Source organism: Bradyrhizobium sp. SZCCHNR3119 (genome assembly GCF_032487775.1).
In the GTDB taxonomy this organism is placed as follows: Bacteria; Pseudomonadota; Alphaproteobacteria; order Rhizobiales; family Xanthobacteraceae; genus Bradyrhizobium.
Map to the genome: position 1 here is coordinate 1,178,543 of NZ_JAUEUV010000002.1, position 21,257 is coordinate 1,199,799.

Annotated in this window: 28 protein-coding genes; 11 read left to right on the forward strand and 17 right to left on the reverse strand. The window is 60.4% G+C overall.

Annotated elements, in window-relative coordinates; genetic code table 11:
- Positions 1-73: 73 nt before the first annotated feature.
- Complete coding sequence (locus QX034_RS32810) at positions 74-1,006, reverse strand: hypothetical protein (protein ID WP_316196292.1); 933 nt, start codon at positions 1,004-1,006, stop codon at positions 74-76.
- Between the two features lie 198 nt (positions 1,007-1,204).
- Here QX034_RS32810 and QX034_RS32815 point away from each other — a divergent pair, with 198 nt between their 5' ends.
- Positions 1,205-2,548: a hypothetical protein gene (locus tag QX034_RS32815; RefSeq protein ID WP_316196293.1), complete on the forward strand. Its 1,344-nt coding sequence runs from the start codon at positions 1,205-1,207 to the stop codon at positions 2,546-2,548.
- A gap of 24 nt (positions 2,549-2,572) precedes the next feature.
- Here the strand turns inward: QX034_RS32815 and QX034_RS32820 are convergent, their stop codons facing one another.
- The 4 genes from QX034_RS32820 to QX034_RS32835 form a co-directional block, all read right to left on the reverse strand.
- Complete coding sequence (locus tag QX034_RS32820; protein WP_316196294.1) at positions 2,573-3,346, reverse strand: hypothetical protein; 774 nt, start codon at positions 3,344-3,346, stop codon at positions 2,573-2,575.
- A complete protein-coding gene (locus QX034_RS32825) occupies positions 3,346-4,383 on the reverse strand; it encodes a hypothetical protein (protein WP_316196295.1) in 1,038 nt (345 codons plus the stop codon). Before QX034_RS32825 ends, QX034_RS32820 begins: the two co-directional genes overlap by 1 nt.
- The gene (locus QX034_RS32830) at positions 4,383-4,802 is read right to left on the reverse strand and encodes a hypothetical protein (protein WP_316196296.1); all 420 of its coding nucleotides are present in this window, start codon (positions 4,800-4,802) and stop codon (positions 4,383-4,385) included. Before QX034_RS32830 ends, QX034_RS32825 begins: the two co-directional genes overlap by 1 nt.
- A gap of 167 nt (positions 4,803-4,969) precedes the next feature.
- Positions 4,970-6,895 carry a phage portal protein gene (locus QX034_RS32835; protein WP_316196297.1) on the reverse strand — a complete coding sequence of 642 codons (1,926 nt, stop codon included), beginning with the start codon at positions 6,893-6,895 and terminating at the stop codon, positions 4,970-4,972.
- On the opposite strand from QX034_RS32835, the gene QX034_RS32840 reads away from it, so the two are divergent.
- Both QX034_RS32840 and QX034_RS32845 read left to right on the forward strand, forming a co-directional pair.
- A complete protein-coding gene (locus tag QX034_RS32840) occupies positions 6,866-7,177 on the forward strand; it encodes a hypothetical protein (RefSeq protein ID WP_316196298.1) in 312 nt (103 codons plus the stop codon). The genes QX034_RS32835 and QX034_RS32840 overlap by 30 nt on opposite strands.
- 91 nt (positions 7,178-7,268) lie before the next feature.
- Positions 7,269-7,856 (forward strand): hypothetical protein, encoded by a 588-nt coding sequence (locus tag QX034_RS32845; protein WP_316196299.1) that lies wholly within the window; start codon positions 7,269-7,271, stop codon positions 7,854-7,856.
- Between the two features lie 41 nt (positions 7,857-7,897).
- Here the strand turns inward: QX034_RS32845 and QX034_RS32850 are convergent, their stop codons facing one another.
- Genes QX034_RS32850 through QX034_RS32860 form a run of 3 tightly spaced genes read right to left on the reverse strand, consistent with a single transcriptional unit; the run spans position 7,898 to position 10,148 of the window.
- Complete coding sequence (locus QX034_RS32850) at positions 7,898-9,238, reverse strand: phage terminase large subunit (RefSeq protein ID WP_316196300.1); 1,341 nt, start codon at positions 9,236-9,238, stop codon at positions 7,898-7,900.
- Complete coding sequence (locus QX034_RS32855) at positions 9,235-9,681, reverse strand: terminase small subunit protein (protein ID WP_316196301.1); 447 nt, start codon at positions 9,679-9,681, stop codon at positions 9,235-9,237. Before QX034_RS32855 ends, QX034_RS32850 begins: the two co-directional genes overlap by 4 nt.
- 14 nt (positions 9,682-9,695) lie before the next feature.
- Entirely contained in the window at positions 9,696-10,148 is a 453-nt protein-coding gene (locus QX034_RS32860) for a hypothetical protein (protein ID WP_316196302.1), read from the reverse strand.
- A gap of 664 nt (positions 10,149-10,812) precedes the next feature.
- Between QX034_RS32860 and QX034_RS32865 the strand changes: the two genes are divergently transcribed.
- Entirely contained in the window at positions 10,813-10,998 is a 186-nt protein-coding gene (locus tag QX034_RS32865; RefSeq protein WP_316196303.1) for a hypothetical protein, read from the forward strand.
- Positions 10,999-11,643: 645 nt separating this feature from the next.
- Here the strand turns inward: QX034_RS32865 and QX034_RS32870 are convergent.
- From QX034_RS32870 to QX034_RS32910, 9 genes are all read right to left on the reverse strand, one after another.
- Positions 11,644-12,210 (reverse strand): transcription termination/antitermination protein NusG, encoded by a 567-nt coding sequence (locus QX034_RS32870; protein WP_316196304.1) that lies wholly within the window; start codon positions 12,208-12,210, stop codon positions 11,644-11,646.
- 224 nt (positions 12,211-12,434) lie between these two features.
- Entirely contained in the window at positions 12,435-13,640 is a 1,206-nt protein-coding gene (locus tag QX034_RS32875; protein WP_316196305.1) for a hypothetical protein, read from the reverse strand.
- Between the two features lie 190 nt (positions 13,641-13,830).
- The gene (locus QX034_RS32880; RefSeq protein ID WP_316196306.1) at positions 13,831-14,049 is read right to left on the reverse strand and encodes a hypothetical protein; all 219 of its coding nucleotides are present in this window, start codon (positions 14,047-14,049) and stop codon (positions 13,831-13,833) included.
- A 40-nt stretch (positions 14,050-14,089) separates the two neighbouring features.
- On the reverse strand, positions 14,090-14,767 hold the full coding sequence (locus tag QX034_RS32885; protein ID WP_316196307.1) for a hypothetical protein: 678 nt from the start codon (positions 14,765-14,767) through the stop codon (positions 14,090-14,092).
- A 393-nt stretch (positions 14,768-15,160) separates the two neighbouring features.
- Entirely contained in the window at positions 15,161-15,319 is a 159-nt protein-coding gene (locus QX034_RS32890; protein ID WP_316196308.1) for a hypothetical protein, read from the reverse strand.
- Between the two features lie 10 nt (positions 15,320-15,329).
- Positions 15,330-15,617 (reverse strand): hypothetical protein, encoded by a 288-nt coding sequence (locus QX034_RS32895; RefSeq protein ID WP_316196309.1) that lies wholly within the window; start codon positions 15,615-15,617, stop codon positions 15,330-15,332.
- On the reverse strand, positions 15,614-16,018 hold the full coding sequence (locus tag QX034_RS32900) for a helix-turn-helix domain-containing protein (protein ID WP_316196310.1): 405 nt from the start codon (positions 16,016-16,018) through the stop codon (positions 15,614-15,616). The genes QX034_RS32895 and QX034_RS32900 overlap by 4 nt, the downstream gene beginning before the upstream one ends.
- Positions 16,019-16,036: 18 nt before the next feature.
- A complete protein-coding gene (locus tag QX034_RS32905; RefSeq protein WP_316196311.1) occupies positions 16,037-16,426 on the reverse strand; it encodes a hypothetical protein in 390 nt (129 codons plus the stop codon).
- A 98-nt stretch (positions 16,427-16,524) separates the two neighbouring features.
- The gene (locus QX034_RS32910) at positions 16,525-16,701 is read right to left on the reverse strand and encodes a hypothetical protein (protein ID WP_316196312.1); all 177 of its coding nucleotides are present in this window, start codon (positions 16,699-16,701) and stop codon (positions 16,525-16,527) included.
- 305 nt (positions 16,702-17,006) lie between these two features.
- Here QX034_RS32910 and QX034_RS32915 point away from each other — a divergent pair, with 305 nt between their 5' ends.
- The 7 genes from QX034_RS32915 (at position 17,007) to QX034_RS32945 (ending at position 21,252) form a co-directional block, all read left to right on the forward strand.
- Positions 17,007-17,339, forward strand: a complete 333-nt coding sequence (locus QX034_RS32915) for a helix-turn-helix transcriptional regulator (protein WP_316196313.1) — start codon at positions 17,007-17,009, stop codon at positions 17,337-17,339.
- Between the two features lie 294 nt (positions 17,340-17,633).
- Positions 17,634-18,056, forward strand: a complete 423-nt coding sequence (locus QX034_RS32920) for a hypothetical protein (protein WP_316196314.1) — start codon at positions 17,634-17,636, stop codon at positions 18,054-18,056.
- A gap of 3 nt (positions 18,057-18,059) precedes the next feature.
- Positions 18,060-18,755 carry a SprT-like domain-containing protein gene (locus tag QX034_RS32925; protein ID WP_316196315.1) on the forward strand — a complete coding sequence of 232 codons (696 nt, stop codon included), beginning with the start codon at positions 18,060-18,062 and terminating at the stop codon, positions 18,753-18,755.
- A 4-nt stretch (positions 18,756-18,759) separates the two neighbouring features.
- Positions 18,760-19,413: a siphovirus Gp157 family protein gene (locus QX034_RS32930; protein WP_316196316.1), complete on the forward strand. Its 654-nt coding sequence runs from the start codon at positions 18,760-18,762 to the stop codon at positions 19,411-19,413.
- Between the two features lie 5 nt (positions 19,414-19,418).
- Positions 19,419-20,462 (forward strand): phage recombination protein Bet, encoded by a 1,044-nt coding sequence (gene bet / locus QX034_RS32935; protein ID WP_316196317.1) that lies wholly within the window; start codon positions 19,419-19,421, stop codon positions 20,460-20,462.
- Complete coding sequence (locus QX034_RS32940) at positions 20,459-20,860, forward strand: recombination protein NinB (protein ID WP_316196318.1); 402 nt, start codon at positions 20,459-20,461, stop codon at positions 20,858-20,860. The genes bet and QX034_RS32940 overlap by 4 nt, the downstream gene beginning before the upstream one ends.
- Positions 20,857-21,252 (forward strand): hypothetical protein, encoded by a 396-nt coding sequence (locus tag QX034_RS32945; protein WP_316196319.1) that lies wholly within the window; start codon positions 20,857-20,859, stop codon positions 21,250-21,252. Before QX034_RS32940 ends, QX034_RS32945 begins: the two co-directional genes overlap by 4 nt.
- Positions 21,253-21,257: the final 5 nt, after the last annotated feature.

Below are 21,257 nucleotides of genomic sequence, written 5' to 3' on the forward strand. Positions count from 1 at the left end.
TGACGGGGCACCGGCCGAAACGCGCGATTGTGAGGCTCGCGCGAGGCCTTCAGCACTTCAGACGACGGACGGCTCAGCCGCCCATCAGGCGTTTCGCCTTCGCGGGGTGCTTCTCGACCCACGCCTCGAACTCGGCCATCGGCATCGACAGCAGCCGTTCGGCTGTCATGTCGGCGTCGCCGGTCGATCCACCCGTGGCATTCAGGCTCTTGTTCGCGGCCTGCCCGCGCTCGATCGCGTTGAGCTTCTCTGCCGCGCTGGTGTCCGGCTTCTTGCCATCGGCCTTCACGTAACCGCGCTGCGTTGCCAGCGCGTAGAGCATCTCGGACGGGCTCTTGCCCTTCTGGAACGCCATCTGCGCAATGGCGAACTCGTCCGCCGTGAGAGCATCGTGCAGCGCTCTCGGATCCTCGTAACCGATTGCCTTCAGCTCCGCGGCCCGCGAATTGAGCAGAAACGCATAGGCCTGCTTGAAATCCGGAGTGGTCTGCTCGAACTGCGCCGCGTCCGCCTGATAGTCCCTGACGAACTTGGTGCGCTCGTCGGCCACCGCCCGCTCTGCCTTGGCCGCCTCGTCCTGCCCGTCGAGACGGGCTTGCAGCGCCTTCACCGCACCGAAAATGTCATCTTCGGGCGCTGGCGGACCGTCCTGCGCCTGTTCTTGGCCGCCGGGCGTACTCGCGCGTTCGAGCACCGCAAAACGGCCCTCGAAGTTCGCGAGCTTCTCGCGCGCCTCGCGCAACTGCTTGTCGAGATCGCGCCGCCGGTTGCGCTCCTCCTGGAGAGCGGCAAGCGGAACGTGCTGCGGTCCCCTGTCCTGCGGCTTGGTGCCCGTCTCCGCCGGCTTGTCGCCGCCGCTCGAGACTTCGCCGCCGCTCGTAACGCTACTCGCACCGCCGGAATTGTCGGAGCCGGTCTCCGTTGGGATGCCACTTTCCCCGCCCGTTTCGAAAAAAGCAGTCTCTTCCGGGGAGAGCGAGCCCCCGAACGTCGTGTCATCAGTCATGTCTTGGCTTTCTGCCGGGACTGCCGGCAACAGATGCGCGGAAGCCGCCGCGCGCGGTATCTATTTCCCGACGAGGGTGCTTACGCGAAAGAGGATCAACGGAGGGTACTGATCGCCACCCGCACCCGCTGGCGAAATCAATTTGCTCTTCTATCTTAGCGTGTTAGGCTCCGATCAATTTTTCTGGGAGGGTCACCCATGAAATCCACAGCATATCTAATCAGCGCGCTCTGCATGTTTGCTTCCGCCGAACATGCTCACGCTGACAGCGCGACCATTGTTGACCCAGCAATTCGGGGAAGTAGCGGACTCTCGATCTTTCGCGATGCTGTACCCGAAGAAGGCGATTTTTCGGATGCTACTTACAAGGCTTTCAAAAATTTCCGAAAAGACACTCTTTATTCAGAGGACTACTACTATCAACTTCGACTTGTTCCCCAATACAAGACCACGTTCTCGAATTGCAATCGAGAGCCGGGCATCGTCAAATTCTTCCAAAGACTCTTCGGCACCTCCGAAGCAGCCCTAGTTCTCTTAAAAGCCAGCATCAGCTATCGCTATGCATCCGGTCAGTCTGTCGCATACGCTCAGGACGCCTCTCCGGCCACTCTATTTATGCTTGGAAAAGGAACCGATCCAGGAACAATGAATCCTGGTAACGGGTGCTTCCTGGATGTCACGAACAGCCCGACATACCCACTATTTCGATACTCTGGAGGGGGCAGCCAACAGGATTATGATGATTTTTCCTTGAGATTTATCATCCAAGGAGGTGAAGTAGTAAGGTCAAACCTTCTTTCAAACATATATAAATTCTTCGATCGAGTAAGCGCCGCGGCGTCTTTCGTTCCTCTTGGAAGCGCTGCTGCAAAGGCAGTCTCAGATTCATCGAAAGACATGGACGATGCTGTTAGCAACGCTCTGGGTCGAGACGATCGCTTTACAGTTGGTCCCGTTTATATCAAGCAAGGCGATAGACTTCGAATCCGGGTTCCAGACTTGATCGGAAACAGCGGATCGATCGTGCTTTACCCGCGCAAGTACGGCTCGATTGCTCTAGATACTAATGATCCCGAGATAAACGCAGCGCACGTGCTTGGCAGATCCGAACTGGCTAGTCGCGGATGTGATGCTCCTAAGGTTGTTTCGAACGACTGCAGTAAGAGCACCACCATACGTGACACCATTCGATCGGCAGACAGCGTAAAATCAGTCAACAATAATTTGCCGGCCTCAATTTTTCAGCCGAACGATCCCGAGCAACACAAATACGCATACAATCTATGCATTGAAATAAAGAAATTTCTTCGTGAAAATCTAAGGTTGAGCACGCTCGATGAAATGATGGTTCGCTGGGCAATCTTGGTGGATTCTCAAATGATGAACGCACTTTTCGACGCCCGAGTAAATGCTATCGCTCAAGCATCTGGCACAACAGTGGACGGGCTGAGAACGGTGTGTTGGAACAAAGGTGACGATGAAACCGTGCGGGGCGTCGTAACCAAGGCGCTGAAAAAGCGGCTCACGTTCAACTCATACTAAACCGAAGCCGTTGAGCAGCTTGCTTCATGAAGCGAGCAGAAGAACTGCCTCCAGCTCTCGCCGCTTCTTTGCCGCTTGAGCGGCCTGCATTTGGGCCGCGATGCGTTGCGCTTGAACGGCTGACAGATCGGCAGCAGACGCGCGAGGCGCTATGGGCGGCCTTCCTATTGGCTCGAACTTCGGAGCGCTCCGGAGATCAACAGGCGGCGGCGCCTTCCGCGTGATCCGCGCCAGCTGCTTTGCCCGCTCCATCTCAAGGCGGTAGTGGCCGACACCGCCAAGCGTGACCTCATAGTCATAGCCGGTACGGACGAGTTCGGCCGAGTTGAACGTGATCGCGACCGAGGCACCGGCCGCGACCTCCACAATCGGCTCATTCGCCGCGAAGCCGGCGAGCGCGAACGCGCCAGGCGAGGCGATGACCGCTGGCACGAGGGGGGCCGACTCGAACGTGACGGCAATCGATGTGCCAGGCGCCGGCCAATCCTGGCTGGTGGTGACCGAGGCGCCGTTGAGCGCGAGCGCGCCCGTAACCGCCGCTTCCGAGACCTTGAACGGGGCAGCAACGCCAGCGGACGCGAAGGCCCCCACTGTTTCAGGCCACGCCACCCGAAACGTTGCTGTAACGCCCGTGAGCGCGATTGAGCCGACCACGGCGGCTTCCGCGATCGAGAAGCCGGCCCCCTGCTCCCCCATAGCAAACGAGCCGGAGCCAGTCGTCAGAACGACAGCCTGTTGCCCATGCGGCAGTTCGCCGAGTGCCTGCCGGCCGATCGCGTCAAAGCCGAGGAGCGACATCAGTAATACTCGTCAATGATGATGATGCCGGCCCCGCCCACTCCGCCTGCACTGCCGCTGCTGCCGCCTGCGGCGCCTCCGACGCCGCCTGCTCCGACCGAATAGCCGTAGCTCGCGGCCGGATTCGTGATCAGCTTTTCGCAGTAGCCGCCTGCAGCGCCCCCACCACCACCAAATGCGTTCGTTGAGTTGCCGCCGCCGCCTCCGCCGCCGCCTGTATTTGGCACTCCGGGAGCGCCTCCGGCACCAGCCCACCCACCGATCCCACCTCCTCCAAAGACGCTGTTGCCGCCGGAGTTGCCTTGCGCAACGCCGGAAGACGTTCCGGCTCCGAAGCTGTAGGCGCCATAACCGCCCTGCAAATTGATGTCGCCGCCGCTGGCTCCGCCTCCAGATGAATAAGCGCCGCCCGGACCTCCGCCCGGGTTTCCTCCGTTGGCCGCGAGGAATGACGATCCGAAGGTTGTAGCTCCCCCGATGCTTCCAGCGCTGCCACTTGGAGAGCCACCACCACCGCCTCCACCGCCGCCGCCGCCAACCATGCGGACCAGGAGCGCCTTGCATCCGGCTTTCAGATTGTAGGTGCCCGAGCCACTGGTCAGCACCGTCCGCGTCCACATGGCGGGCGTCGACGCCGCGGCGATATTGGCGCGAGCCTGAGTCTGCTGCGCCGCGGTGAAACCGTTGGCCGTCTCGATCGAGATCAGATCCTCGGAGAGGCCGACGACGGCGACCTGCGGGACGGTCGAGAAGTTGATCTTCGTTCCGGCCCCGCTCTGGCCCGATGCCGCGCCCGTGCCGGCCGAATTGTACAGAACCGTGGTGCGTGCGAACGTGCCCGTGGACGCCGTATAGGCGCCCTCGAACAGCTCCCATTGCGTCAGGTCCGAGCTCTCCGCGCGGAGTTTGTATCGTACGCCATTCAGCGCGCCTGCCGCCGCAGGCGATTGGCAGCCGCCAACTTGAGACGCATAGGTGAAATCGCCGGTCCCGCCCGCGGTCGGGATGAACCGGCAGTTGTCGAGCAAGGCCGCCATTACTGCAACGTCAGAACGCCGTTGGCCTGGTCAAGCTGCACCGTGAAGGTGTTGCCGTTCGTGAGCGTGATGGGCGTCCCATAGTCCCACCAGCCGATCAGGTTGCCCGCTGCATTGCTCGAATTGTAGAGCACCGCGAACTCGAATGGTCCAATGTTGCCGCCGGCCGCCGTGAACGCCACGGGCGTCAGGATCAGCTTGTAGAGTCCTGCAGTATCGCCGCCCGAATTGAACGCTGCGAGGGTGCCGCCGGCCGTATAGCCGTTGCCGGCCGCAATCTCCGTCAAATCGTCCTTCACCTTGTTGGTGCGAACCGGCGCGGCGTTCGTCAGCAGGATCTTCAGCGCGTCGGCATTGAGGTTGTGGACCTTCGTCGCCAAATCAAGCACGAACTGATCGAACTTGTTGAATACGGCCATTTACTTCCCTTTGCGGAACGTGATCGTGCGAACGCGCGTCTTGATGTGCGGCGCATGCAGGTGATCGAGCGCGAAGAACCGGACGCGAAGGCGCCAGATTTCCAACTCGAATTCGCGGGCGAACTCGAAACGGTTCACCATCTCGCTAGGCGGCCAATGCAGGCGCATCAGTGAGCCCCCATAGGCGCGATCCCGACGATTTCGCCCGTCCGCGGATCGCGGATCAGTTGTTTCGGCGCGTTGAAGGCTTGCGCCAGCATGCCCATGTCGCGGCGCATTTCGCCGAGGACGGACATGATGAGCGCCGCAGCCTGCTCGCCATGGTTCGGCATCGGCGCCCCATCGGGACCGACCGCAGGAGGCGCAGCCAGGGCTTGCGTGAGCGCCTCGTGGTGCGCCTTCTGCAGCTCGAGCTGTTGTTTCGCCTCCGCCTCACGGGTCATGCTCTCAATCTTGGCATCGGTGAGTTTGCGGTGGTTCTCGATGTCAGCAGCGGATTTCTGCTGCTGCATCTTCAAGTCTGCATCGCGCTTGGCCTGCTCCGGATCGGGCTGCTGTTGCGCCTGCTGAATGCTGTCCGAAATGTCCTTCTGCGCCGAGGTTGGCAGCGGCGAGTATTTCAGGAGCGCGAGCCACGTGGCCGGCGGCAGCATCTTCCCAATGACGGGCAAGATTTGCTGCAGCAGCGTCCACGTCAGCTCCTTCTGGTTCGCGCTGGTCGGCGCCTCGTCGACGATCACGTCATACTGATTGTTCTCTGCGCCCTGCTGACGGATCAGCGGCACGAACTGCGCTTCGTCCGGCCCCTCGATCTTGATCAGCCGACCGTCGGACAGGTAGTTCTCGATCAGGAACAGGAGCAACCGCCCCTGCTCTTTCCGATAGCGCCGCAGGCCGTCGAACAGCGGTTGCAGGATCAGCATGACCGCCTGCTTGCGCTGGCGATCGAGCGAGGCAGCCTGATTGGCCGCGCCCTGCATCCCGAGCATCTCGACATTCACGCCCGAGACCGCCGGCAGCGACTGCACGGCGAATTGCATCAGCTCGAACGACGATTGCGGGAACTGCGAAACCGGCTTCTGCACGAATTTCGGGTTGCCGCCCGAAAGTGCGCCCGGTTTCAGGTACGTCACCTGGTCGTTCTTGGCCCAGGACGCCTCGCCGTCGTTGTCGTTGTCGAAGAACTGCCCGCGCTCGACGGCAACACCACCCTTGGCGCTGGTGTTCATGATGTGCATCGTCTGCGACATCCACTTGTTGGACCAGCGCGCCGGGTCCTTCATGGCGCGGACGATGCCGAAAAACGTGTTCTTGTTGCGGTCCCGCTTGCCCGTGATGCACTTGAACGAGAAGTGCCCCTTCACCGGAGCATCGCCGATTTCGAGCAGCACATTCCCGAGATAGGCTTGACGGTAGACCTTGCGCGTCGACTTGACACACTTCGGCATCGGCGCTCCGGCAAGCTTGTATTTTTGTTGCAGCTCCCGGTATTGGTCCGCAGAAAGCGTCAGGATGCTTCCGGGATTGGCCGGGTCGACCATCAGGTAAGCCGGCTCTCGCTCCCACCACTGAGCGCGGACGAGCGTCACCGTGCTGTCGTCGTCATCACCGTCAATGCGGTTGTTTTCCGGCCGGCTGTAGAAATTCGCGTCGTTCTCATGCGGCGACGCGCCGTCCTGCCGATCATCAACCCAGGTCGCGTTATAATCCGCATCCTCGAAAGGCCGGTCAGGATCTCCAGGGCACAGCGCCCGGGCCTCATCGATCGGCACGTCACGCCGGATATGGAAGATGCGCCGCGCATCCACGAGGTTGCGTTTCTTGGCGCCGCTGTCCCACACCATTTCGAGCGGATCGACGCGGTCAACCTTCGGTTCCCCCTCCGGGTTATCCTCATAGTCGAGGCGGGTTTCGGTCCAGCCCATGCCGCAAACGACGGTATCGCGGAAAGCATCGCTTTCCTCATCCTCAGCATCGCACTGTTGCCGGAACCACTTCGCCGCCGAGGTCAGCAGTTCGTTGACCTTCACGGCGCCCTGCTGCCGCGGCAGGAACTGCACCTCTTGCCGGTTCGCGACCTCCTGGCCGGCCACGCTATCGACCGTGACGCCGATCCGGTTGAACACCACAATCGGGCGGTTCATCTCTTTGAGGATGTTCTTGTCATCCTCCGTCAGCTGGTCGCCGGCTTCGAACGCGAAATCCTCACGCGCCTCTTTCCGCCAATTGGTCTGCCCGTGGCTGTCATGGTCGCGCTTGAGCCAGCCCTTGAGCTTGCCAAACAGCGCCTCCGCATCGCCCACGAGCTCTCGCGAGCCCTCGCGAGTGCTCGCGAGTTCTTCATCTTCGACACTCATGGAATTCTTTCGAGATAAGCAGCCACAACGGCCGAGCAATGCGCGACCTAAAGTTGTGATTTTAGCAGCGATATGCTATTTTTAGTTGCCACGCTTCAGCGAGGACGAGATGTCGAGCCACAAGCCAAAATTCAAAAATATCTCTGCTGATACGACTGACTGGCTAATTAAACACCACCTGCCCTATGAGCTTTGGATGATGCGGGAATCGTTGGCGGCCGCCAGACGGGGTGCGCCAACCCGTGTCCAGCAGAACTGGCAGGTAGAAGGCTTTGGGCTCCATAGCCGCAACCTGATCGAATTTCTCAAGAATGGCGAAAGCTGCGGCTTCAATCCAGCAGATTTCACGACAAACGCATTTTCGGTCAACAAGAGATTCCTTCGAAGCACGCTGCTGGACATGATCAATCAGCAAATTTCGCACCTCACGACGGGTAGAACGGAAAATCCGTCTTGTAAGTTCGATGAGGCTGACTGGATTGAGACAGCCAATGCTATTGAAAAGGAGTTCAAGCGTTGGATCGACAATCTAAGTCCAGAATGGTTCGAGAAATGGGAGCAGCGCGAGCGCATGGGCGAGCAGGATACCCAAGATGGCCTTATGGAGCATCGCGTTGGTCCCGCAAGTACCACGGGCACGCCCAGCAAAGTTCATCGAACCGACTTTGCTGCGGTGAAGAAGAACGATTCGGCTTAACGATATCGATCGATGCTGCGGCAGCCCTTCCCAATTCTTCTTCATGCACTTTCCCATGACCCACCGCCCGAGCGCCCCCGCGAGCCAGAGTAAGGCTTTCGAGCAGGCGGACGCCCAGGCGGCTCATCGTAGACAATGCACATCAGGCCGAAGCTATCGGCGTCGTGGCTCGACCAATCGTGGTTCGGCCCGAGGCCCACGTCCCGCTCATCGTCCGAGCGCTTTTCATGATACCAGCCGAGCGCCTCGCGTCCGTCGAACGTGGTCGCCTCGTTGAAGTGGACGCGGTTGAAGACTCGCCGCGCCGTCTCAATGCGGGCCTTGGCAGCGCCTGTCCCCTGGTTCGGGATCACGAGCACATCCCACGAGCCATTTGCGCCGGCATCGCGCAGAGCGCTTTCGTATGACGTCGAGTGGACCTTGTCGCCTTGGGCGCCGTCGTGCGGCAGGTAGATGGTTGCGCCCTTATCGAACTTCTTTTCCCGCAGCCACTCCACATAGAAGGACAGCGGTTGCCCTTGCGCCGTCATGTGGTCGAGCACGTTGATTTTCTGCCCGATGAATTGCGCCGCCCAAATCGAACCAGCGTCGGCCCGCATGCCGGTACCGCCGATGTCGAAGAACAGCTTCACGCCCATGAGCGGATCACGGGGAACGAACGTGATGCGATCCTCGAGCTTGGCTGCGGCGAGGTAGGGAGCGTAATAGGCGCCAGCGATCACGGTTCGGAAGGCCCCTTCCCATACCCATTCATACTGATCCGGCCGGTTCTTGAGATCGTCCAGCCGGGTTTTGTTGAGGATCGAGGGAAACCGCCCGTTGTCGCGCCAATTGAGCTCTATGATCTTGGCGCCTTCCGGCGGGTTTTCCCGGAAGCGAAGATGCGTTGCGCTCTTTTTGCGGCCCGGATTCCAGGTCACCCAGATCTCCGCGCCTTCTTCGCGGACTGTCGGGATAGCGACCGACCAGGCCAATTCGGAAACCTGTTCGGCCTCATCGACCCACAACAGCCGAATGCGCGCTTTCGATTTCACGCTTTCGATGTTGTGCCGCAGGCCAATGAACGCGAACTCAATCCGACGATCTTTCGTCCGGATGTAGGTGTCTCCGCAGTCATAGGCCGCAGCCAGCCAGGGTTCCTCCGCAATGGCCGCCTTGACCTCAGCGAAAGAGCTATCGTTGAGGCTGTTCATGAACTCGCGGCCGCAGACGATCAGGCCCGAGAGCCCAGCCTGCGCCAGGCGCAACCCATAGACCGCCGCCATCTTGGCAAAGGATCTGGTCTTGCCCGAGCCGCGCCCACCATAGGCGCCCCTAAACATGGCCTCGCCGGTGAATACCGGAACCAGCTTGTCAGGGAGCGCGATCCGCGCAACGGTCACTTGGCGACGCTGAACGGCACCAGCTCGAAGACGGTCACCTTCTGCTCAATCGGCTTGTCGCCGCCCTGCAAGGTCGTTTCGATCTTGTCGCCGTACTTCTTGGGCGCCATCCGAGCCATCAGCCATTTCCGGGTGTCGACCCGCAGCCGAGAGCGCGCGATCACGTCGTGATTGACGATGGTCCGCCCCTCGCCGTCGGCCGTCGTGTCGTTCGTGCCGTCGTCGGAAATCTCGATGATGTCCTCTGCGAAGGCATGCGCCCGCAGCTCTGCCGCACGCGCGTATTGCTCCGAGAACGCCTTGTGCTTGGAAAGCCACAGGAAGACAGTCGAGGCCGCAGGCATCGCCTCATCGCGGCAAATCGCGCGCAAACTCTCCCCTTCAGCCATACGGCCGAGGATCAGCGCAGCAATCTCATCGTTGTAATCGGAAGGTCGGGCCATCGAACCATTGACGATTACTCGCCAAACCCCAGATCGTTGGTGTACTGGCCGATCAGGGCCAGGAAGTCGTCACCTTCGGAGTGGACCTTGTCCGCCAACCGGCCGAGCGCCTGGACGCCCTGAAGCTGCTTGGCGAAGCCCGCCCGCATGGTGTCCATGTGAGCGGCGGTCAGGTCGGCGAGTTGACGGCGGTTGTCCTCCATCAGCTCACGCAGGGACTGACCGGCAGCGCTGGCGCCCGTCACGCTCATGGGCTTCACCGTGGTTTGGACCGCCGCAGCACCAAGCGCCGGCTTGTCCGGGATCATGGTCACCGGCGGAAGCTTGATTGCATTCCGGATCGCCGTCTCAACGTCTCCATCGGATGCCGCGGCGTCGACGCTCGCAGCATAGGCGCCCCAACGGAGCACGATCCGGCCGGCCTCGAAACCCATCGTCAGGGTCTCGATACCAGGGACGTCAGCCATCCTTGCCTTGAGATCAGCAATCGACATTGGGGCGCCTCGCGTGAATGGATTGGGCGTCTCTCCACCCTGTCACGTCGCTCTTTGCCGCTCGACAAGCAAGCGTGTGTCGGCCCGCGGGACGTTGTGCGGTGTTGGTGCCGGCGTATCGTCCCGCCGGCTGGACCTACTCACCGGTGAAGTGCCGGCTTCGCTCAGGATTTGCGTTTAGTGGCAGAAGCTCCTCGGCTCGAGGCGGCCAACTTCATCATCGAGCGAAGTGCAGAAACCCGGATCCGATCCTGATCACGGAAGCGTGATGTCTAAATATAGATAAGATGCAACGTCTCGAAACTCTGGAAGTTGATTTTTTACATGACAGGGGGTGGCCCTGTCCGACTAGAGGCGCATCACCATGAGTGAAAGAAGCTCGTTGCAGCAACTTGGCAGGGGTATACTTGCCACGTTGAGAAGGCCCAATCCGACTACGATAGCACTACTATCAATCGTTTGCGTGTTCGCAACGTGCGCTACTTTGATGTATTTCGCAGGGGCAACGTTCGCAATGCCTGTGCTAGTCCTGAAACCAACTTTCACAAAGTGAGCCTTAATGTCCGATTTTAAAGATCTCCTCCCTAAGGCATTGGGAAGGCTCAGCGAGAACTTGATTGCGGGTGGAGAGGTCCAAATGGCCGCAATCCAGCGAAAGCAGTTTGAAAAGGCGCTTCGCGATGCTGAAAAACGAGCTCTAGGCTTGCGCCAAAAAGCAGGAAAAACGGAGGGCCGTTTGGCCAAGAGTCGCCTAGAGGAGGCTGCTCTTCAGGCCGATGACGTGGCCCAACTAATGCGAAAGAAGATTGCCGCGCTCGGCTAGCTCGACTGATGCAGTGCCAGCCGGACGTAAGCGGTGTCGGTGCAAGCATCATCTGGTCGGCTGAGACTACTCGCCGGTGGAAGGCCGGCTTTCGCTCAGGATTGAGAATGGAACCGCGCGACTGCGGCGCATCTCTCGCGCAGTCGTGCCTACGGCTTCCCGTAAATGTCCGGAAGACTTCAGACACAAGCCGCCCGGCGGGTGAACTGGAGCAAACCAACCGGCCGAGAATAGAGAACGCTAAATACTGAAGGCGATCAACAATCCCGCCTGTTAACAACATGGGAATAGCGCGAAGATTTCTAAGGGGCTGAACAAAGCTGTCGGACCCAACGTTGTGACAAGCGTTTAGATGGCGCAAAGCAAAAGCCCCCGGCGCCGGGGGCTTCGGTGCTTTGTCAAGGCACTTGGCGAAGGTGACAAAACCCGCGCCAACTTCCAACGGACGGACGGCCTCAGTGAAGTTGGCTGGGTTTCCCTAGCTTGCCCTCTGGGGTTCGCTGTAGGTTTCGGCAGCTAGCCGAACCCAATACCAACTAATAAAGCTCCCTGAGAGCAGGTCATCAGGTTTACCGCTCCCGGCTCGTCAGCCGGTTTACCGTATTGAAACACTACATTCTTAGGTGAGGCGTAATCAAGGCAGCGTCAGCACACAATCTCGTTATGCATACTGCGCGCCAAATCGAAGGGAGAGGCCGCGCGGACCGAGCGCGATGAAATTCCGGTAAGCCCGACTTTCCCACCGAGTAGCCTGAGCGAAAGTTTGCCACCCCTCACTCGCTCCGTGACCGTCGCCAGCCAGTTTTCAAATTCGCCTTCCACAATCGCAACCCGAGCCCCGACGGGGATCGGCCCCTTGGCGACCTCGTCGAACTCGCCCGCCATCTGCCGATGCAGCAGATCCTCGACCTCTGCCCGAGGCATGGGCCAGGGCGTGCCCGCGCTCGATATAACAGCGTCGACGCCGCGCGTTGCTGTCAGCGGCGCGAATGACTGCCGCGGGTAGTCGACCTCAACGAACATGTACCGACCGAGCAAAGGCCGCTCGACGGCCTTTTTGACCCGCGCGTGGCTCACCCATCGCCTGAGCTTCGGCAGGAAGACGCGATAGCCGATCGCGGACAGCGCGTTCTCAACCTGTCGATGGCTGTTCGGCGCCACCATGATGCAGAACCACTGCGGCCCGTTGAATGAGATTTGCGGCTCTTGCATCGTTCGTCCCCTGTTGGCATCGAGGGATTCTCGCTGATTTGCGATTCGCGCCGAAGCGGCCTCTGCGAATTGCCCCCAGCCTGCCAACAGGTTTCTTGAAATCAGCTCAGCGCCTCTCCGACGTCCGCACTTGGCGAAACCGGAATTGCAGGTGCGGGATCGCCGTTCGAATTTTGACCCTAAGGAGACGGTTCAGTCGCGACGGGCCGAACCGCGTCCTTTGGCTAGCCCCCCCCTAGTGCCAAGTCAGCGCATCTATGCGAGAGCGCGGAATCGTTTCCGTCCAGCAGTTGGTCAAAGCAAGCGGCGTGCTTCAACGCCCTTAGCAATCCATCAGCATCCGACAACATGGCCACGCCATTAATGTAGAACCGGGTGCCAAGCACCTTCTCGTATATGATGCAGATTAGGTCTTGCAGATTCAACCAAAACTCATCCCAATCGCTCTGTAAGACCCCGCCGAGAACTCGGCCTGCCAAAATGGAGTCGCGGTCGGAGTGAGAAATGAGTTTGTTTCGCGCTGGCAGCAGCTTTTGGCGAAATGCTCTGATATTAGCATCGAGCAGCGCGAGACGCTGCAATGTCGCGGTGTCTCCGCTGAAATCATAGCGCTGCAGCAGAAAAGCTATCGTATGATTGTCATTCTTCCTAGAGTCCTGCGCCGGGTCAGTGATCTTGCAGACCTGTAAGATCATATACTCGACGAACATTTTGTTGATATCGCCAAAGAATATTGGCGCTGCACGCATCATCCGCGCCCTGTCTTCTTCGCCGCTGCTCTCGAACAATATCCTTCCGTGTAGATAAATAGACCTTATGAACACACAATAATCCGCGAAGATTGCAATGTCCTCGTTCGCTGCGTCATCAATATCCTCGGGGTGCTCCAAAGAGCTAAGCTCAATAGAGCCTTTCGTTCTGCTATCACCAAGGAAGCTTCTTGCTACGTGGCGCGCTGACTCCTCGAGCAGAGCAATTTCCGGGGCATCAGGATCACTACTCAGCGGACCTGGACCGTACACAGGTTGCCCCACGATCCGACGTGCGTCGTGAGTGAATTCAAATACATCCCCGCTCGGCCTATGTTTGATCCAAATTTCACAATCGGTTACCCGTACCACCGAAAACTCTCGAAGCTCGGCCGCGATCGCTTTGGTGGCAGCATTCAATCGGATGCGCATCCCATCGTTATCCGGCGCTCGGGTTTCGAGCATTCTAGCGATCTCAGAAATAACCCAAATAGGGACTACCCTCTCTCCGGAAGCCCAACGTCGGACCAGCCGACTATCGATCGCCTCGCGCGCACCATCTGGATGGACCGGCCCCAGGCTTCGGGCGATCGCATGTTGCCATTGGGGCCCAAACAACTTCGCACATGGGCTGACGAAAAGATTACGGCGTTCAACGATTGCAGGATTGAGCATCGACATTGTGGTTTTCCCTCCTCAGGCGGGGCAGAGCCCACACCGACTTGTTATTTATGGATGAACGGCGCGATTCGGTCAAGGTTGATTCGGGCTGCTAGCCGACGGCTGCCGTGACAAGCGCTGAGGTTGTACTCAGTTGACGAAAGCCGAAGACGCTTTTCACGACTAATCCGTTGCGACAAATGGTCACCGCTCAGCGTTTCCGGCCAAATCGCTGCTCGAACTCCGCCCGCTCCTGCAGCTGTTTCACGCGCCGCGCCTCCGCCGCCTCGGCGAGCCGACGCGGTTGCATACGGATCTCGCACTCGCGGTAGACCTCGGCGACGCTCGGCAGGAAGTCGCAGCGGATCGGTAGACCGGTGGCCGGGTGCGTCACATCGCGGATGACATCCTCGGGATAGCGCGCCAGCACAGCAGTGATGGCCGCGACGTAGGTTTCCGGATCGTAGGCATCAGCCCGCCGATAACAGCCGAGCAGGAGCCGGGCGCGCTCCGCCGCGTATCTGGTCAACGTGCCCGGGGCCGTCGTCGAACCGGTTGAGGGTTTCAACGAGACGGTCAGCGGCTTGAATGACGTTTCCGGCTTGCGGCCTTCCATGGCTTGCGATCCTCACGGTTTGGGCTGGTTTGACTTCGACGACGGGCACCGGAGCGCGCTGGCGCGCGACTTCCTCGGCGATGGCTTTCTCGAAAAACTGGACGCTGGCGGCAGGCGCGCCGGTCTTGCGAGCCGCGGCCCCCTTCACCGCGGCCGTGATGATTTCCGCCGGCCAACCCTGGTTGAGCCAGGTCTGCACGCGCAGCGGTGCGCCGCACCAGCCAGGAGGCCAGAACGCCGGATCGTGGCCGGCGATGATCAGCAGCTGCTCGGCGAGATCGGATGCCGCCTTGCCGATCAGCGAGCCCGTGCGCGGCTCATCAGCAACAGCAATATCCTCGATCCTTGGTCCCTGATCCTTGGTCCTTGATCCTTGATCCAACGCCGAGGGCTCGCGATCCCTCGCGAGGACTCGCGAGCCGTCGACGAAGGCCGGCATTTTCGACTTCGTCGGCCGGTCAATCTTCTGATGTTCCAACCACTTAACGATTTCGAGATAATCGTAGCCGTCGACAACGTAGCGGCGGATCATGCCTTGCCGCTCCAGCTCGTCGAGCCACCCGCCGATCAGCGCCGGAGCGTCGTCATCGTAGGGGTAGAGAAGGCTCGCGAGCATTCGCGAGGCCGCGCGAGCCCTCCCCTCATCATCGGCGAGCGTGAACAGTTGGAGGAATAACAGCCGCGCGTCACGCGAGACGCTGCCTACGGACTGCGATTGCGGAAACTCCGGCTTGATGGTCCTAATGCGCCCCACGGTCCCGTCCCTCTGTTTCGTACGATACAATTAGGCCCGCGGCTTCGCGCGGAAGGTCGATTTCAACGCACGCGATACGGTCGCGGCCGGCCATCTGGTCGGCCAACCGGCGGGAAGCGTAGACAGAGCCCATCGCTCCATTCAGCGGCCGATAGACGTTCGCCCAGGCCTTCACAGCGCGCCCGCGTCCCGCAGACGCGCGAGCCGGTTCGCAACGACGCTCTCAGCAACGCGCAGCACGCGCGCGATTGTCAGGGTGTCGCGGCGTTCGCGCTGCCACAGGTGGATGATGACCTCGTCGAAGGCGGACGGCAGCTCAACCGCGCTCATCGCCGCGCCTTCAGTCAACATAGGCGCGGATCTGCGCAGCCTTGGCGACGCGCTGGCGCGTCTCGAATAGGCCGGCGGCCTTCGGATGGCGCGAAACGAACCAGCGCGACAGCAGCGCCGTCCAATGGTCATTGCATTTGAAGGAGCGATCGCCCTGCTCTATCTGCCGGTGCCAGCGGATGCGGTGCAGGATCGCGTCAGCCGAGTAGCGCAGAAAGCCCTGATCCACGAGCCCGAGCGCAATCGCCTCGAACTGGTCGCAGACCTCAACGGGAACGCCTTCGGGGTATTCCGTCATTGCTGCACCCCGGTGATGATCTGGAACAGGGTCGCGACGTCATGCGCGAGATCGGCATCCAGGAGCATGGTGCGCTGGATCTTCCGCGCACCATGCATGACGGTCGTGTGGTCTCGGCCACCGAGGAGCCGTCCGATTGTCGGAAACGACAGTGGTGTCAGCTGCTTTCCGAAATACATCGCAACGTGGCGCGGCCGAACGACGTCAGATGTCCGACGCTCGGAGCGGATATCGAGCGCCGAAACGTGATAGAAATGGCAGACGGCTTTGATGATGCTCGCCATGCTCGGATAGGCCGCGTCCGCCAGCAAAGATTGGGCGGGCACGACAGTCAGCGTGCGCAGCTCGGCCGCCTCGCGGCGCTCCAAAATCGCCGACTGCAATGGAGTGAGGGCGCTCATTGCGCGCCCCCGAAGGCATCACTCGGGCCGACCTTCGCCGCACAGCATGCGAGCCACGCGCTCAAGACGAGCAATGTCCTCGCGATAAAAATTCGGGTCAGTTGCATTCATTCCACCGATCAGAGCTCGATACTTCTCGGCCAGCGCGAGCGCTTCGTTGCGCGCCGCGATGATCCCCGCCGCTCTCCGGACATCGCGCGCCGCGTGATGCTCCGGGTCGTTGATTTCCCCGTACCAAAGGCCCTTCACCATTCGGAACGAGACCGTTTCCGTGCGCGTCTTCAGCACCTCCTTGATCGTTCTGGGCACCCGCGCGAGCCAGCTTTCGCGCGTGTCACCCCACCGCCTGGGGCCTGCTAGGATTGCTATTTCGGTACGCATCACTTTCACTCCGGAACGCTTTTCCAACTTTTGGAATCGTCATGGCATCAACTCGGGCCATGACGAACGACAACGACAATGAGCCCCTCACCTTCCGACCGATTGCGGCATTCGCCACGCGGCTGTTAGGTCGAGACGAAAAACAGGATGAAGAACGCGGCGGCCCTCCCGACGCCGGTAACCAGGACCAGAAGAAGCGCGACGAGCATCGCGCATATGTCGATCAGCGCCTGCGAGAGCTTGCCGCGTTCGAGCGACGGGCTGGAGGAAAACGAGAACCTGCTGGCAAATAGCCCGGTCATGCGGCGCTCCTTTTCGGCTTCGTCGTCATGCCCCAAAGGTTTTCCGGCGCAGACAGCCCTCGCGCATTCAGCGCGCGAGAGATCGCCATCTGGGTGCGCCAAGGAAATTTCCCAAACGTTCTCCACATAGAGACCGTCTTAGGCCGCGCATCAGTCAGCACCCCAACGGGGATATTACCCCCAAGTGCATCGATAACTTCTGTGGTCGTCCTGAGCTGTCGCATGGGACGAACCCATAATCCAAGTTTTTTGGATATTCAACAGCCAAGAAAGTTTCTTGGCGAAATTTTTTGGAAGCGGGCAGCATGGCGACCATGAGCGTGACGCGGAATGATTCACAGGAAGCCGTTGCCGGGCGCCTCCGGCTTCTCCGGAAAGTTGTATCCGGAGAGAATCAAACCGCATTCGCGGCGCGCATCGGCATAGAGCCAAAGCGCTGGAATAACTTCGAGCGAGGATCGCCACTCTCGAAGGAAGTAGCGATCCTGCTCGTTCAGAAATTCCCCGATATTACGCTGGATTGGCTATTCTTGGGACGATCTGACGGCTTGACCGTTAAACGTCAAAGGGAACTCGAAGAGGCCGGGAAAAGCGGAATGACCCCTGCTAAGCGGCCGTCATCATCGCGCGGCGGCTGACGTTTCGCATCGGCCAAAAATTCCACGACCAGGACCTTTGCGAGATCCAGGACAGCAATAGCATCCCTGGTGTCTTCGGGTAATTGCGCCACGATCTGAACCGCGTGGCGCCTGTGCCAACTTTCATTCATTCCCCTGCCGTTTCAGTTTGTGTCTGAATACCTCCAGCAAATCACGAGCCCGCCAAAACCCGCAACCCGTTTGCGGTAAAATAATAATCTGAGCGTATCCAAATTTTTTTGACTTTTTGCTTGTGTATCCAAATTTCTTGGATTATCTCGTGCATATCAGCCGATGCACGAGGTCGCCGAAATGTCCGGTTCCTACTACAGCGCAAACCCCCACTATGCTTCCCCCGACCATTCGGATGACCGTGAGCACGTCGCGCGCTGCGAAGAAAACGCGGTTTGGTTCTTCAACCAAGCTACCAAGGCGCAAAAGGCGGCCTATGACCAAGCGATGGCCGACACGCGCTGGCTTCGTGGCCCCCGCTACGATCGCGCTCGCGCCGCCGCAGAGCGGACGTGGCGCGAGAGCACCGCAGCTGCCCGCGCGCTGTACGAAGAGACCCTTCAAGACCTGATCCGCGACGGCGAGGTTTCCGAGGAAACCGCCGAGAAGTGGGACGCGCTCGAAGCCGCGCAGTCGGCCAAGGCCGCTCACACCGCGATCATGTCGCAGTTTGACACTGCGCTTCGCATGCTCCGGAGCGCCTGATCCATGGGCGCTCTTGTATCGTACGAAACACAAATCCCGATGGACGCTGGCCCGACCGCGACCACGTATGGCGAGCTGAACCGCGCCTATGATTTCTTCAACGATCGATTGTTCGGCGGAGAGCTTCCGCGCTGCCTGATCACGATGCAGCGGCACAAGGGCGCCTACGGCTACTTCTCGCCGGATCGCTTCGGCTCGCGTGACGGCGAGGTCGCCGACGAGATCGCGCTGAACCCCACCCACTTCGCGCATCGGACACTGCGGGAAATCATGTCAACGCTGGTGCACGAAATGGCGCACCTCTGGCAAAAGCACTTCGGCAAGATGCCGCGCGGCGCCTACCACGACAGGCAATGGGCGAAGAAGATGCACGAGGTGGGCCTGCACCCGTCATCGACCGGCGGCCCAGGCGGCAAGGAGACCGGGCAGAAGGTCTCCCACTTCATCAAGGATGACGGCCCATTCGCCCGTGCCTTCGCCGACTTCGAGCAGCTCGGAATGAACGAGCTGTTCGGAGATCGCTTCGCCGAGAGCGAGAAAGCCGCGAAGTCCCGCGCCAAGAAGCGCGCCAGCAAAACCAAGTTCACCTGCGAGCAGTGCGACCTCAACGCATGGGCCAAGCCCGATGCGCGTCTGATCTGCGGCGAATGCTCCGAGCCGATGGTTTGCGAGGAGCCCGCCGAAGACGAGGAGGCTTGAGCCTATGGCCGCCCCAACAAAACGCCGCGCAGCCGCCCCCACCGCACAACGTGACATGGAAAAGGAGCTGGCCGCCGCCGGCACGCTCAAGCATCAGCTTTCCGAGATCTTCGGAGACGATCACGATCTGGCGCTGTTGCGTGACACGCTGGAGGGCGAAACCGATCTGCTCGAAACTCTTGATCGCGTCCTCGAACAGATGGCCGCCGACGCGGCGAACGTCGCCGGCATCGAGAAGTTCACCACCACCCTAGCCGCGCGCAAGAAGCGCCTGGAGGATCGTTATTCCACGATGGAAACGATGCTCTTGAACGCGCTCACGATCCTTGAAGAGCGCCGCCTTGAGCGTCCGCTTGCCCTGATCTTCACCAAAGCCAAGCCTGCAAAGGCTGTCATCACCGACGAGGCGATGATCCCCTCGCAGTTCTTCAAGACGCCGGAGCCGCTGTTGAGCAAGGCCGACCTGCTCCGCGCGCTCAAGGATCGCCGCGACATCCTCGCGCAGAAGCTGGCCGAGATCGCCGAACGAGTCGAAGCGCAAGCCATGAGCGAGCAGGAAGCCGAAGCCGCCAGGGCTCGCATCATCGCCGCATTCCCTGCCATTCCGGGCGCCGAACTGGACGCCGAAGGAACGAGCATTCAGGTCAAGTGGAGCTAACAACCATGAACGGCATCGCCACCCTTCCCCGCGCCTCCGTCTCCGCTCCTGTTCCATGGTGGAACGAAAGCAAGCAGGTTGCGCTTGTCCGCCGCACCGCCGCGAAGGACTGCAACGCGGATGAGTTCGACCTGTTCACGGCGGTTTGCCGTGACCTTGGCCTATCTCCGCTCCGCCGGCAGATTTACGCCTTCGTTTTTAACAAGAACGACGAAGCCCTGCGGCAGTTGACGCTTGTTGTTGGCATCGACGGCGCCCGCTCGATCGCCGCGCGCAGCGGCAACTATCGGCCGGACGATCAAGAGCCGCAGTGGGTTTTCCGCGACGACCTGAAAGACCCGTTGACGAACCCGCACGGCATCGAGAAATGCACGGTTGGCATCTATCACCGGCCGACGCGCGCGGATGAATTTCAGCGGATCGTGCATACCGTCTATTGGGACGAGTTTGCACCACTGGTGACGCGCGCCGACACGGACGCTTACGAGTGGGTACCGACCGGGAAGTTCTATGCGGACGGGCACCCGAAGGCCGGCAAGGAGATTCACCGCCGGCAATTGAGGGATGGCGCCGCTGGCCGTGAAGTGCTGCGCCTCGATCCGAACAAAACCCAATGGATCAGGGCCGGCCGCAATCAGCTTGCGAAGTGCGCGGAAATGGGCGCGCTGCGGAAAGGATGGCCGGAAGACCTCTCGCGCCTGGTCGTGGAGGAAGAAACCCACCGCGCCGAAGCGATAGAGCTCAACGCCGAGGAATACGGCCTCACGCCGTCGCAAATGGTGGAGAAGGCAGACGCCGACGCACGGCTTGAGCGCATTGGCGGCCCTGCCCTACTCGCCACCTTCGACGATGCAGGCACGCTTGAGCGTGTCGCGTATGGGAAATTTGCCGATCGCGTGGACGCGCACACACAGAAGCTCGCGCCGAAAGCCGTGGCGATATTCGCCGATCGCAACCGCGCCGCGCTGCAGGAGTTCTGGGCTCACAACAAGACCGACGCGCTCGCCCTCAAGCGCCTCCTCGAACAGCGCGCGGCGGTTCCGGCATGAGCGGACGCCCCCAGATTGTCATCCGATCCCAGGCCGACCGCGCGCTTGCGCACCGCTGGATCGATCATGCGCGACCAGGAACGCGCATCGAGTTCAAGGCTGCACAGCGGACCGTTGAGCAGAACGACCGCATGTGGGCGATGCTTACCGACATCGCGAGGCAGGCGCTGCTCTACGAACGACGGTACACCACCGATCAGTGGAAGGTGATTTTCCTGCACGCCTGCGGCCAGGAAATCCAGCATGTGCCATCCCTCAGCGGCGGCTTTATCCCATACGGGCAATCTTCGTCAGACCTATCGAAGGAGGAAATGTCGAACCTGATTGAGTTCATGTTCGCATGGGGCGCCGAGAACGACGTGGTCTGGAGTGATCCGAAGCGAGCGGAGGCGCAATGAACCTTCGCGGTCACAAGCGGATGGAGTTTCCACAATCGGTGCGCAAGGCGGCATTCATCCGATGCTGCAAGCGAGGCACGCAACCGGGCATCCCGCAGTGTGAGACCTGCGGCAACGTCCTGCGCTCCGGCGGCATCATTTATGAGCACGTCATCCCTGATGGCCTCGGCGGCCTGCCAGTGCTGGAGAACTGCAAGGTTCACTGCACGGTCTGCGCCGACATCAAGACGCACACGGAAGACAACCCGCGCATGCGGAAGGCCGATCGCGTGCTCAAGCGCGCCTACGGCCTCGAGCCGTCGACACGCGCGAAGATCAAGAGCCGAGGGTTTGCGAAGGCGCCGCCGCAGCGGAAAGCGTCCGCACCGATCAACAAATGGAAGGGGTTTTAGAAATG

What these genes read in the sequence shown, in the direction of transcription:
- QX034_RS32810 (WP_316196292.1), bottom strand. Translation starts at nt 1,006, where the DNA reads ATGACTGATGACACGACGTTCGGGGGCTCGCTCTCCCCGGAAGAGACT.
- QX034_RS32815 (WP_316196293.1), top strand. Translation starts at nt 1,205, where the DNA reads ATGAAATCCACAGCATATCTAATCAGCGCGCTCTGCATGTTTGCTTCC.
- QX034_RS32820 (WP_316196294.1), bottom strand. Translation starts at nt 3,346, where the DNA reads ATGTCGCTCCTCGGCTTTGACGCGATCGGCCGGCAGGCACTCGGCGAA.
- QX034_RS32825 (WP_316196295.1), bottom strand. Translation starts at nt 4,383, where the DNA reads ATGGCGGCCTTGCTCGACAACTGCCGGTTCATCCCGACCGCGGGCGGG.
- QX034_RS32830 (WP_316196296.1), bottom strand. Translation starts at nt 4,802, where the DNA reads ATGGCCGTATTCAACAAGTTCGATCAGTTCGTGCTTGATTTGGCGACG.
- QX034_RS32845 (WP_316196299.1), top strand. Translation starts at nt 7,269, where the DNA reads ATGTCGAGCCACAAGCCAAAATTCAAAAATATCTCTGCTGATACGACT.
- QX034_RS32855 (WP_316196301.1), bottom strand. Translation starts at nt 9,681, where the DNA reads ATGGCCCGACCTTCCGATTACAACGATGAGATTGCTGCGCTGATCCTC.
- QX034_RS32860 (WP_316196302.1), bottom strand. Translation starts at nt 10,148, where the DNA reads ATGGCTGACGTCCCTGGTATCGAGACCCTGACGATGGGTTTCGAGGCC.
- QX034_RS32865 (WP_316196303.1), top strand. Translation starts at nt 10,813, where the DNA reads ATGGCCGCAATCCAGCGAAAGCAGTTTGAAAAGGCGCTTCGCGATGCT.
- QX034_RS32870 (WP_316196304.1), bottom strand. Translation starts at nt 12,210, where the DNA reads ATGCAAGAGCCGCAAATCTCATTCAACGGGCCGCAGTGGTTCTGCATC.
- QX034_RS32875 (WP_316196305.1), bottom strand. Translation starts at nt 13,640, where the DNA reads ATGTCGATGCTCAATCCTGCAATCGTTGAACGCCGTAATCTTTTCGTC.
- QX034_RS32885 (WP_316196307.1), bottom strand. Translation starts at nt 14,767, where the DNA reads ATGATCCGCCGCTACGTTGTCGACGGCTACGATTATCTCGAAATCGTT.
- QX034_RS32890 (WP_316196308.1), bottom strand. Translation starts at nt 15,319, where the DNA reads ATGAGCGCGGTTGAGCTGCCGTCCGCCTTCGACGAGGTCATCATCCAC.
- QX034_RS32895 (WP_316196309.1), bottom strand. Translation starts at nt 15,617, where the DNA reads ATGACGGAATACCCCGAAGGCGTTCCCGTTGAGGTCTGCGACCAGTTC.
- QX034_RS32900 (WP_316196310.1), bottom strand. Translation starts at nt 16,018, where the DNA reads ATGAGCGCCCTCACTCCATTGCAGTCGGCGATTTTGGAGCGCCGCGAG.
- QX034_RS32910 (WP_316196312.1), bottom strand. Translation starts at nt 16,701, where the DNA reads ATGACCGGGCTATTTGCCAGCAGGTTCTCGTTTTCCTCCAGCCCGTCG.
- QX034_RS32915 (WP_316196313.1), top strand. Translation starts at nt 17,007, where the DNA reads ATGGCGACCATGAGCGTGACGCGGAATGATTCACAGGAAGCCGTTGCC.
- QX034_RS32920 (WP_316196314.1), top strand. Translation starts at nt 17,634, where the DNA reads ATGCACGAGGTCGCCGAAATGTCCGGTTCCTACTACAGCGCAAACCCC.
- QX034_RS32925 (WP_316196315.1), top strand. Translation starts at nt 18,060, where the DNA reads ATGGGCGCTCTTGTATCGTACGAAACACAAATCCCGATGGACGCTGGC.
- QX034_RS32930 (WP_316196316.1), top strand. Translation starts at nt 18,760, where the DNA reads ATGGCCGCCCCAACAAAACGCCGCGCAGCCGCCCCCACCGCACAACGT.
- bet (WP_316196317.1), top strand. Translation starts at nt 19,419, where the DNA reads ATGAACGGCATCGCCACCCTTCCCCGCGCCTCCGTCTCCGCTCCTGTT.
- QX034_RS32940 (WP_316196318.1), top strand. Translation starts at nt 20,459, where the DNA reads ATGAGCGGACGCCCCCAGATTGTCATCCGATCCCAGGCCGACCGCGCG.
- QX034_RS32945 (WP_316196319.1), top strand. Translation starts at nt 20,857, where the DNA reads ATGAACCTTCGCGGTCACAAGCGGATGGAGTTTCCACAATCGGTGCGC.